Raw genomic sequence first — 11,311 nt, forward strand, 5'->3', positions numbered from 1 at the left:
GCTATGAAAAACATATGGAAACCGCTCCTTCTTTCGGTACTGCTCGCCGGTAGCGCCTGTACGGCAAACTACCTGGAGTTCAACAGCAACCCCTTCCAGCCGAACAAGGATCAGATGCAGGCCGACGGTTACATGCTGGGTGCGACGCTGACCGGTATGATGAGCGCCGTGATCTCGACCGACGTCAACACGGCCCAGTTCACCGACTGTCTGTTGGGCGGCACCCAGGGCGGCTATTTCGCCGACTCGAACCCCGAGCTCCGCAATACCATCTCCAACTACAACGCTACGGATGACTGGACGCGCGTCTTCATGGCCAGCGACCGCGTGATCCCGACCCTCTACTCGAACCTGCGCGAGCTCAAGCTCCAGACCGATGATCCGGTCGTGCTGGCCATTGCCGACGTCATCAAGGTGACCGCCATGCACCGCGTGACCGATACCTACGGCCCGATTCCCTATTCGCAGATCGGTGTCGACGGCCAGGTTCAGGTCCCCTACGACTCGCAGGAGGCCGTCTATGACAAGTTCTTCGAAGAGCTCGACGCGGCCATCGCCGTACTGACGGCCCACCGTACCTCGATGATCGCCGCTTCGGCCGACAACATCTACGGCGGCAGTGTCGAGAAGTGGTGCCGCTTCGCCAACTCGCTGAAGCTGCGTCTGGCCATGCACATCGTCTATGCAAACCCGACGAAGGCCCGCGAGATGGCCGAGAGCGCCGTTGCCCACGAGGTCGGCGTCATGTCCTCGAACGACGACAACGCCTGCATGACGGTATTCGGTGCCGACGGCAACCCGCTCTTCGTGGCCGTGAACTACAACAAGCCCACCCATGTCGACCACACCGCCTGCCAGACCGGCGGCGACTCGCATGCTGCGGCCGACATCATCTGCTACATGAACGCCTACAACGATCCGCGCCGTGCCGCCTACTTCGTTGAGTCGGAGTGGCCCGGACAGACCTATGTCGGCATGCGCCGCGGTATCGAGATCCCCGACCTTACCTCGATCGGACACAAGTATTCGGGCGTGAAGCTCACCTCGTCCTCGCCCCTCTGCTGGATGAACGCCGCCGAGGTGGCATTCCTCAAGGCCGAGGCTGCCGGTGTCTTCGGTTTCAACATGGGTCCGGGCAGCGCCGAGTCCTTCTACAAGGAGGGTATCCGCCTCTCGTTCGAGCAGTGGGGCGTATCGGGCTACGAGGAGTATGTGGCCCAGGGTTCGGTTTCGCAGATCCTCTACGTCGATCCCAACAGCGGCAAGGACACCTATTCGACGACGCTTTCGACCATGCCCGTGGCCTGGCAGGGCGGTTCGGCCGCTCAGATGCAGGAGCAGATCATCATCCAGAAGTGGATTGCAAACTGGCTGCTGGGTAACGAATCGTGGGTTGACTACCGCCGTACGGGTTATCCGCACCTGATTCCCGCAACCGAGGCCGGTAACAAGAGCAACGGTATTGTCGACTCGAAGCTCGGCGCCCGACGCATGCCCTATCCGGCCGACGAGCGTACGGCAAACGCCGACAACTACCAGCAGGCTATCAACGAGCTGCTCAAGGGGGCAGATAACATGGCTACGCGCATGTGGTGGGATTGCAACCCGGCCATTAACTGATTCGTTCAACATCGAAAGTTTGCATTATGAAACGCAATATCAAGATCTATTTTCTGCCGGCCGTTGCAGCTGCCGCCTTGTTGTCGGGGGCATGCAGCGACTGGACGGATTCGGAGAGCGTGGATATTCGCCGTCCGTCGCTCGAGGCGCAGAACCCCGCCCTGTATGAGCAGTACGTCGAGGCGTTGCGCGCCTACAAGGCGAGTGAGCACAAGTTGACATTCGTCATGATGGAGAACCGTGCGGGACTGGCTCCCGTGTCGCAGAACCAGCGCCTGACCTCCTATCCCGACAGCGTGGACTTCATCTGCATGACCAATCCCGAGAATCTGGCCGCCGTCTATGCCGACGAGATGAAGGAGGTTCGTGAGAAGGGTACCCGTGTGGTTTACGATATCGATTATTCGCGCTTCGAGGCCGAGTGGGAGGCTCTGGTTGCCGCCCAGCAGCCCGAGGAGACTCCCGAAGAGACGACTCCCGGCGAGACGACCGGCGATGAGACCGGTGAGGCCGGCGACGGAACGGGCAGCGGCGAAGAGGGCGGTGAGGGCGAAGTGGCCCCCGAGGAGCCTTCGATCACGTTTGAGAACTACTGCGCCGAGCGCATCCAGTCGCTGATCGCTTGCTGCGACCGTTACGGTTTCGACGGCGTGACCTTCACCTACGACGGTCCCGTGCTCTCGAGCCTCTCGGCCGAGCAGACCGAGGAGCTGACCGCCTGTCTGGCACAGATCTTTACGGCCCTGACGGAGTGGCATGCCACTCACGAGGAGAAGCTCCTCTTCTTCCGCGGCGCCCCCTGCAACCTCCCCGACACCTCCTGGCTGGCGGAGTTCTCCTACGTCATCATCCTGGCCGAGTCGGCCACCAGCGGCGAGGAGCTCTCGATCGAGGTGCTCCGCTCGAGCAGCGCCGTGGGACTTCCGACCGACCGCCTGATGATCGGCGTGACGGCTCCCGCCATCGACGGCGCGGACGAGAAGGGATTCTTCTCCCAGACCGACGAGGCCGGCGATCCGCTCTCGGCCATGGTCGGCGCCGCTGCCTGGGTAACCGTTCCGTTCGAATACGAGATCTGCGGTCTGGCGATCTCCCGCGCCTGGAACGACTATTATGACCTGAATCTGGTCTACCCGAACATCCGGAAGGCTGTCAACATCATGAATCCTACCTCTAAAAACTAACGAAACCCATGAACGTGAAACAAATACGTGTGGTTGCCTTTCTGACGGGCCTGCTGGCTCTCGCCGCGTGCGAGCATGAGGATATCGATCGGCAGCACTACGACAACAAACTTTTCATCTCGGCGGCCTCGAAAACCGACAACGAAATGCTCGTTGACACCGATGATACCTATACCCGCCAGATCATGGCCGAGATCGCAAAACCCGAAGCGAACGATATCTCGGTGACCTTCCGCGTGGCACCCGACCTGGTCGAGGACTACAAGACGGCCTACTATGATTCGGAGGCCGTGGCTCTGCCCGACGGCATCTGCCGCATCGACGAGCCGACGGCGTGGATCCTCTCCGGCGGCGTGCAGAGTACGCCCGTTACGGTGACGTTCGAGAACGTCCTGTCGCTCGACCGCAAGCAGAAGTATGTCATGCCCGTGACGATCGAGTCGGTCGAGGGTATCGGCGGCGTGCTCCGCAGCTCGAATACCTGCTACTTCATCTTCCGCGGGGCTTCGCTTATCAACATCGTGGCCGATTTCACCGACAACCGGGCTTGGCCCGAGTGGGGCAGCTTCTCCGAGGTGAGCAACATGTACTCCTTCACGATGGAGGCGCTCATCAACCCCACGAAGCTCGACAAGACCATCTCCACGATCATGGGTATCGAGGATTCGTTCCTGATCCGTCTGGGTGACTCGGGCATTGACCCCGCGCAGCTGCAGGTAGCCGGCATGGGAGGCTCGAAGGTGACGGATGCGAGCCTGATCATCCCGACCGGAACGTGGACCCATATCGCCGTGACGTTCGAGTGCATCTCGGCCTATCAGAGCGAGGTGAAGATCTACATCAACGGCGAGATGAAGAAGTCGGGCACCTTCTATGTCAGCAACATCAACTTCGCCATTCCGCACTCCAACGAGTCGGGTTCGTCGTTCAAGCGCTGCTTCTGGGTGGGCTATTCGTTCGCCGACGAGCGCCGATTCGAGGGTAAACTCGCCGAACTGCGCCTCTGGAACCGCGTGCTGACCGAGGAGGAGATCAATACGGAGAACCACTTCTATCGCGTCGATCCCGAATCGGATGGCCTGGTGGCCTACTGGAAACTCAACGACGGCGCCGGAACCGTGGGCAAGGACTATTCGTCCTATGCGCACGATCTGACGTTCGAGTCCGAACCGGAATGGGTCTCGGTGAATCTCCCCGAATAACAACCAATCGTAAAAACGATAACGACTATGAATACCATGAAATATGTGAACCGGATTCTTCTCTCCTCGGCCTGCTGCCTGGGCCTGGCGCTTGCATCCTGTTCGGAAGAGATAGAAACGAGCAAGAAGTTTGACGAGAGTTGTTTCGACGGGCTGTCGCGAGTCGACGGCATGCTCTCCGACGAATATACCTCGAACAAGGAGCGTCAGCTGACGCTGACGAACGACCGGATCGAGACATCCGTACGTTTTTCCCTGACGCAGCAGGCAGGCAAGGGTGTGGATGCCGTTGTGAAATACGACACAGACTACCTGGAGACCTACAACCTTGAGCACGGGACGAGTTGCGAACTCTTCCCCGAGACTGCTGTGGAGATCGCCGGCGAGGGCCGCGTGTTGCTTGCTCCGGACGACAAGCGTTCGGAATCGGTGACTGTGGCACTGACGGCTTTCGACGGGTTCGCTCCCGAGAAGGATTACCTGCTCCCGCTCTGTGTGGAGGTCGAGACCGAGGGTATTACGCTGTCCGAAAGCTCGCGCCGCATGGTCTATCGTGTCAAGGATGGCCGGATGAACCTCAGTGCCGACAAGGGACCTGATGCCGTGAAGAACATCGTCTTCTTCGAGCTCGGCGATGCCAACCCGCTCAACGCCCTGGAGTTCCGTCTGCAGGAGAGCGGCAAGCTCTTCTTCGACTACGTGGTGCTCTTCGCCGGAAACATCAACTACGATCCGGCCGGAAACCGCGTCTACTTCTCGCGCAACAAGGAGGTTCAGTTCCTGCTCGACAACAACGAGAAGTATCTCCAGCCGCTGCGAAATGCCGGTATCAAGGTGATCATGGGCGTGCTGGGCAACCACGACGATGCGGGTCTGGCACAGCTCTCCGATCCTGCGGCGCGTGATTTTGCCGCCGAATTGGCTTCCTACTGCCGTACCTACGATCTGGATGGCGTTTGCTTCGACGACGAGTACTCGAATTACAATCCCGATACGAGTAATCCGCTCTTTACCCGTCCGTCGATGGCTGCTGCCGCACGTCTGCTTTATGAGACCAAGAAGGCAATGCCCGAGAAAACGGTCATGGTCTATTATCTGGGTAATATCACGCCCAGCCTTCCGGCTGTTGACGGCATCGATCCGGGCTATTTCGTCGATGTGGCCGTTGCCGATTACAGCACAATTAACCCTGGTGCTTTGCCGATGACGGGGATGCCGCTGAAGAACTGCGCCGGCGCCTCGATTGAGATGAATCTCCTGAAGGGTGACTGGACGACGGCTACGGCCATCAAGCAGAAGGCGGCCGGATACGGACACTACATGTTCTTCTCGCTCAATCCGGACAACTATGCGATGCGCGGTCAGGTGACGATGGTGCGCAGTGTGGCTTCGGGACTCTACGACGAGACGCTGGACACGGTTTCCTATTATTACGAGAAGGAGAGCACCGAACGCAAGGCTTTGAGTCGTCCCCAGTAATTAAGAATCGTTAAAATCGGATTATCGCAATGAAAAAGATATTATTGGCAATCGTATGCATGGCGTCGGGTTTCTGGGGCTGCTCGGACAGCGATTCGGACAACCTGCAGCCGGCCGACAACATCTCCCTCTCGAAGGAGCTGATCTCGCTGGACTTCGAGGGCGGTACGGACGAGATCGTCGTGACGAGTTCGGGGGACTGGCGGATGTCGGGCTCCTCGACCTGGGCTCATCCCTCGGCTACGGAGGGAAAGTCGGGAGACACGATCGTCTTCACGATCGACTCCAACACGACCGACCGAAACCTTCAGTCGGAGTTCAAACTCTTCACGGGAAGCGCCGTGGCCCGTCTGACGGTGACCTGCGGCGAGGGCTATATATTGTCGCTGGATTCCGATGCTGCGGTTTCGGTACTCCAGGCCGGCGGTGAGTTCGCGGTGAAGCTGGCGACCAATATCCCGCAGGAGGAGTTGAGCTATACGTTCTCGGACGGCGGAGATTCGTGGTTCGGAGTTCCCGAATTCACGGATCTGTTTGGTGATCTGCTGATGACCTTTACCGCTTCGGAGAACACTGATTACTCGGACCGTGTCAGCACGCTGACCATCTCGGGACATGACCTGAGTGTCGAGGTTGCCGTTTCACAACACCAGCTTGACTATCTCAACGTAGTGGGTGAGACGGTCTTCGAATTCGAGTCGCTTGAAGCTACGTCGTTCTCGGTCGATGTGAAGGGCAATATCGAATACACGGTGACGACCCCCGACTGGATTACCTATGAGAAAGAGCCTTCGACCCGGGCTTTGACGACCGACCATCTGACCTTCCAGGTTTCGGAGAGCACGGAGACCAGAACGGGCTCTGTGGTGATCGCCGATGCCGACAAGCGGTTCGAGTTCACCCTTTCGGTGCGTCAGCTCACGCCGGGTGTACAGATGATTACCATCCCCGACAAGAACTTCCGTCAGCGGTTGAGCCAATACGGCTGGATCAAGATTGTCGATGAGGATTCGTCCGAGGTGATCCCCTATACGGAGGAAGAGGTCAAGCAGAACGACAACTATTATTATATTCTCCGCTGCTCAGGAGCCGGTATCAAGTCGTTCGAGGGTGTTGAGAACTTCCCGTGGGTAACCCAGTGCAACATGGACGGCAACTCCGAACTGGAGTCGATCGATATCTCTGGCCTGGAGCAGGTGAAAACTGTAAATACGAGCAACGATACGATGCTTTCGATGATTAATCTGGGCTCGAATCCCTGCCAATTGTCACAAGGCGGACGGATCGGCATTTCGTCGATGACCATTATTGGTAGCGGAGTGACATCGATCAACCTGACGGCACGCTATATTTCCGGTGACCAGTTGAAGGAACTGGATGTAACGCAGTGTCCGAGCCTGACGTCTATTGACGGTATGGGGCGCGATCAGCTGACCACGATTTACATTACGGCCGAGCAGCAGGGTAAGATCACGCTGAGCAATACTTCGGCAAACTTCGTCGTGAAATAATCGGTACGATACGGCGATTGCTTCAGCAATTGTCTGATGGAGAGGGCTCGACCGCGTTCGGGCCCTCTTTTTTTAGGGTCGTTGCGGCGTGTTGCCGGGAGTTGTCCCCGTCCGGTCGGGGCGGGTGCTGTCCCTCCGGGCGGCAGGGTTTTTGGGGCCGTCCGCTTCGACGGGGCGGTAGGCTGGATGAGTGTGCCGGGGGCGTGGGGTGTCTCCACGGTTGTGTATCCTCGAGTTGTCTGTCGGGTTCGGATCGACCGGCGGGGGGGGGGAGATTCGCGATTCTGTGGCTGTTTGCGGGGTTTTCGCGCCTCTTCGGCGCTGACTGCCTGTCGCGGCCTCTCCGGCTGTTTTCGGGCACGATAGGCGGCCGATTATCGGCAGTTCCGAGGGAAGGCCCTCCCGGGGGCTGTGTGTGGGGGGCTACAACAAGCAAAAACCCCGTCGAACTTGTGTTCAACGGGGTTTCCAGTGCCCAGGACAGGAATCGAACCTGCACGCCTTGCGGCACACGCACCTGAAACGTGCGCGTCTACCTATTCCGCCACCTGGGCATTGTTACCGGTGTCTTCCGGAATTGCGGTGTGCAAAAGTAATACTTTTTTCTGAATCCGCAACGGTTTTGAGGCAAAAAAATTGAAAAAAATCTATTTGCTGAAAAACCGGTACTGAAACAGAAGCAGATAGATCACCGCTACGGAGATGTACGCATCGGCCAGATTGAAGATCGCGCCAAAGAAATAGTTGTTGCTGTCGACCAGAAAACGCAGCATCCGCGGCACGCCGTTCCATTGGAAAAGCGGGAAATAGAACATGTCGACCACCTTGCCCATCATGAATCCGGCGTAATGACCCCCGAATTCGGCAACGGTGTAGGGGGTCGACTCGGAGAAGATCAGTCCGTAGAAGGCGCTGTCGAGAATGTTGCCCAAAGCGCCGGCGAAGATCAGCGCCAGACCTACGATGACCCCTTTGGGGGTGGTCTCCCGTTTGCGCGAGAGGTGGCAGATGAGCCATCCGATGAATCCCACCATTACGATGCGCAGCAGTCCCAGGAGTAGTTTGCCCCAGTCGAATCCGCTGCCCGAGGCGATGTGCATGCCGAATGCGGCCCCCTTGTTCTCGATGAAGCGGAGTTGGAACCAGTCGGGAAAGACGACGATCGACTCGTCGAGATGCATGTGGGTCTTGATCCAGATCTTGAGGGCCTGGTCCGCGACGAGCAGCAGTATGACGAGCAGGGAGATTTTTTTCAGATTCATGGTTTTGGAGATATTTGCGGCAAAAATAGTAAAAAATCTCTTTTTTCGGGGGTTTGGATGGAATTTTCCGTCGCGGCTTTTTGAATTTTGCGAAAAAAACATACCTTTGAAACCTTACTTTTTTAAAAGTCGTCATGAGGAACGTGTTTTTACTGTGCTGCCTGCTGGCAGCCGTTGCCTGTACGAAGGATTCGCTGGAGCAGTCGTCTGCCTCCGGGGCCCGGATTGTCGGATCTCCGGCTCCGGAGTATGCCCTGCAGGGGGTGTTGTCCGTCCAGCTCACTGCGGAGATGGCGCAGGCCGTAGCCCGGGCTCAGGGTGAAGCCGCTGCTACGCGAGGGGCCGCGCCGACCCGCTCGGGGGTGGAGTCCATCGACAACCTGCTGGCCGAGATCGGTGCCGACCGTTTCCGGCGTGTCGTGGATTACAACCCCGACTGGGAGCCGATCTACGATCGCACGGGCATGAACCGTTGGTATCGGATTTCGTTCGACCGGGAGGCCGATCTTGCTCAGATCGGGCAGCGTTTTGCCGGGCTGGAGGGAATTTCGGTGGTCGAATACGAGGTCCATCCGCGCCATATCCGCCCGATGTGTACCGGTCCGGCCGTTCCCGCGCATGCGGGGCTGCTCCCCGAGCGGGCGGAAACCCGTGCCACGCAGTTGATGAACGATCCGTTGCTGTCCGGGCAGTGGCACTTCGAGAACAACGGTGCGGATCAGTACTTTTCCACGCCCCGGGCCGGGGCCGACATTGATCTGGTCGATGCCTGGAACCTCTGTACGGGCAGTGAGGAGATCATCGTGGCGGTGATCGACGAGCCGGTGCAGACGACCCATCCCGATCTGAAGGCCAACATCTGGTCGAATCCGTCGAATCCCGACGAACATGGCTACAATTTCTGGGACAACAAGGCTGAGCTCGACTGGCGGACGGCAACCCGGGAGGATGGACAATGGGTCTACGCCGATCACGGCACCCACGTAGCCGGCGTCATCGCCGCGGTGAACAACAACAGCCGGGGTGTTTGCGGCATTGCCGGGGGGCGCAGCGGTCGGGGCGGCGTGAAGATCATGTCGTGTCAGATCATGGGCTACAGCGACGGCGACGACTCGAACAATCCCATTGTCAAGGCCTTTGAATATGCCTGGACTCACGGCGCCCTCATCGCCCAGAACAGCTGGGGCTATGACTTCTCCGACGCCTCGCCAAGCGAAGCCGCCTCGGACTGGACGCGGAACTACGGCATAATCCGCACCGCGATCGACACCTTCATCACGGGGGCCGGTTCGCAGAATGCCAACTCGCCGCTCGACGGGGGACTGGTGATCTTTGCTGCGGGGAACGACGGCGACCGGATCGGTGACGTGAGGACCTATCCGGCCTCCTATTCTCCGGTCATTGCGGTCGGGGCCATGGACTGGGCCTTCCGTCCGGCCTATTATACGGATTACGGAACCTGGGTCGACATCACGGCGCCGGGCGGCGATTACGGTACGGCTAAAAGCCAGGGGGAATATTACGTCGACGGAGAGGTCCTGAGCACGATCCTCTGTGACGACGGGATGAATTTCCAGGATAAACGCAAGGAGAAAGCGTTTTATGGTTACGGCTTCATGCAGGGGACCTCGATGGCGTGTCCGCACGTCTCGGGCGTAGCGGCGCTGGGACTCTCCTATGCCGCCCAGTTGGGGCGCAAATATTCGGTCGAGGAGTTCACGGCGATGCTGTTGAGTTCGGTCTACGGCATTGACGACTACTTTACCGGCACCAAGGAGGGAATCACCGTTCCGAGTCTGACGGCCTACCGCGGCAAGATGGGCGGCGGATGTGTCGATGCCCTCAAGCTGCTGCTGGCCGTGCGGGGGACTCCGGCCATCTGGGTCCCGACCGGGCAGACGACCGAGATCGATTTTGCTCCCTTCTTCGGCGGAGACCGCAGTGCCGTCGAGTTGCAGTCGGCCACGCTCGAATCCCCCGAGCAGTTGGGGCTTACCGTCAAACAGCTCGCCATCACCGGCAGCCGGATCTCGTTCCGCTGTCCGAAACCGGGCGTCTCGGTGCTGTGCATCCGGGCCACGGCCGGGGATACCTCCCTGTCGCGGGAGTTCGCGCTTGTGTCGCGGGCCGGTCTTGCCGGCAACGGCGGATGGTTGTGACCGCACTACGGTCGGCCGTTCCCGGGACTCGCATTGTTCACGGATGGTGCCGGGACGCTTCATCCGGGATGATCGTTCTGCGGTGCTTTACCTGCAGGGGCTGCCAAGGCAGCCCCTTTTATATAAAGGTAGGAGTCGGTCCGAAGGGTCGAAAAACAAGTTTTTTGAAAAAAAAGAGGTCGAAATATTTGCAGTTGTCGAAAAAGTCGCTACCTTTGCAACCGCATTTGAGAAATCAACGGTTCTTACAAATAGGTTGAGGGTTTACAATAAAGGAGCCTGAAACGGTTTGTAGCTGAATTTCAAAAGGATGCGAGGTTCTTAAAAAGGCTTGCGGGAGCGCGAGGCGTGAGGATGTTTTCGAATTCGATCCAAGGTGCCGCAGGTGTCTTGGAAAAATTTTCTGAAAAGACTTGCGAGTTTGCAAAACAGTTCTTAACTTTGCAGTCCCTTTCGCATTGAAACCTTCGGGTGCCGCGAAAATAAATCTTGAAAAAGATTTGCAGGATTCAAAAATAGTCTCTATCTTTGCAATCCGTTTCGCACTGAAATGCGAAGCATTTTTTAAGTGGTTCTTTGAATTACTGGTTATATTTTGAGAGCAAAATTGTAGTATTTATCTGTCAATTTCCTTTAAAGGAAACGAATAGTCAGGACTCTAACGAAACATTCATATTTTATACAATGGAGAGTTTGATCCTGGCTCAGGATGAACGCTAGCGGCAGGCCTAACACATGCAAGTCGAGGGGCATCGGGGTTGAAGCTTGCTTCAACTGCCGGCGACCGGCGCACGGGTGCGTAACGCGTATGCAACCTACCCAGAACAGGGGGATAACACTGAGAAATTGGTACTAATACCCCATAATATATAGGGAGGCATCTTCCTATGTTGA

Annotated in this window: 7 protein-coding genes, 1 tRNA gene and 1 rRNA gene; 7 read left to right on the forward strand and 2 right to left on the reverse strand. The window is 57.9% G+C overall.

Translation table 11 applies throughout. The annotated features are described in order from the left end of the window. Positions 1-3: 3 nt before the first annotated feature. From B5E60_RS12395 to B5E60_RS12415, 5 genes are read left to right on the forward strand one after another with little or no spacing between them, the layout of a single operon-like run. Entirely contained in the window at positions 4-1,620 is a 1,617-nt protein-coding gene (locus tag B5E60_RS12395) for a RagB/SusD family nutrient uptake outer membrane protein (protein WP_087312086.1), read from the forward strand. 26 nt (positions 1,621-1,646) lie between these two features. Beyond that, positions 1,647-2,804, forward strand: coding sequence for a glycoside hydrolase family 18 (locus B5E60_RS12400; RefSeq protein ID WP_087312088.1), 1,158 nt, complete (start codon positions 1,647-1,649; stop codon positions 2,802-2,804). A gap of 8 nt (positions 2,805-2,812) precedes the next feature. Next, a complete protein-coding gene (locus B5E60_RS12405) occupies positions 2,813-4,006 on the forward strand; it encodes a LamG-like jellyroll fold domain-containing protein (protein ID WP_087312090.1) in 1,194 nt (397 codons plus the stop codon). A gap of 27 nt (positions 4,007-4,033) precedes the next feature. Beyond that, positions 4,034-5,485: a BT_3987 domain-containing protein gene (locus B5E60_RS12410; RefSeq protein WP_087312092.1), complete on the forward strand. Its 1,452-nt coding sequence runs from the start codon at positions 4,034-4,036 to the stop codon at positions 5,483-5,485. A 29-nt stretch (positions 5,486-5,514) separates the two neighbouring features. Beyond that, entirely contained in the window at positions 5,515-6,996 is a 1,482-nt protein-coding gene (locus B5E60_RS12415) for a BACON domain-containing protein (RefSeq protein WP_143260760.1), read from the forward strand. 472 nt (positions 6,997-7,468) lie between these two features. Here B5E60_RS12415 and B5E60_RS12420 read toward each other — a convergent pair. Then, positions 7,469-7,550: transfer RNA gene (locus tag B5E60_RS12420), tRNA-Leu, on the reverse strand. A gap of 93 nt (positions 7,551-7,643) precedes the next feature. Beyond that, the gene (locus B5E60_RS12425) at positions 7,644-8,258 is read right to left on the reverse strand and encodes a signal peptidase II (protein WP_087312096.1); all 615 of its coding nucleotides are present in this window, start codon (positions 8,256-8,258) and stop codon (positions 7,644-7,646) included. 134 nt (positions 8,259-8,392) lie between these two features. Here B5E60_RS12425 and B5E60_RS12430 point away from each other — a divergent pair, with 134 nt between their 5' ends. Together B5E60_RS12430 and B5E60_RS14100 are read left to right on the forward strand one after the other, a co-directional pair. Beyond that, positions 8,393-10,417, forward strand: a complete 2,025-nt coding sequence (locus tag B5E60_RS12430) for a S8 family serine peptidase (protein ID WP_087312098.1) — start codon at positions 8,393-8,395, stop codon at positions 10,415-10,417. A 681-nt stretch (positions 10,418-11,098) separates the two neighbouring features. Continuing rightward, positions 11,099-11,311, forward strand: a 16S ribosomal RNA gene (locus tag B5E60_RS14100); the annotation flags it as partial.

It is taken from the genome of Alistipes sp. An116 (assembly GCF_002161005.1).
GTDB classification, from domain to species: Bacteria; Bacteroidota; Bacteroidia; order Bacteroidales; family Rikenellaceae; genus Alistipes; species Alistipes megaguti.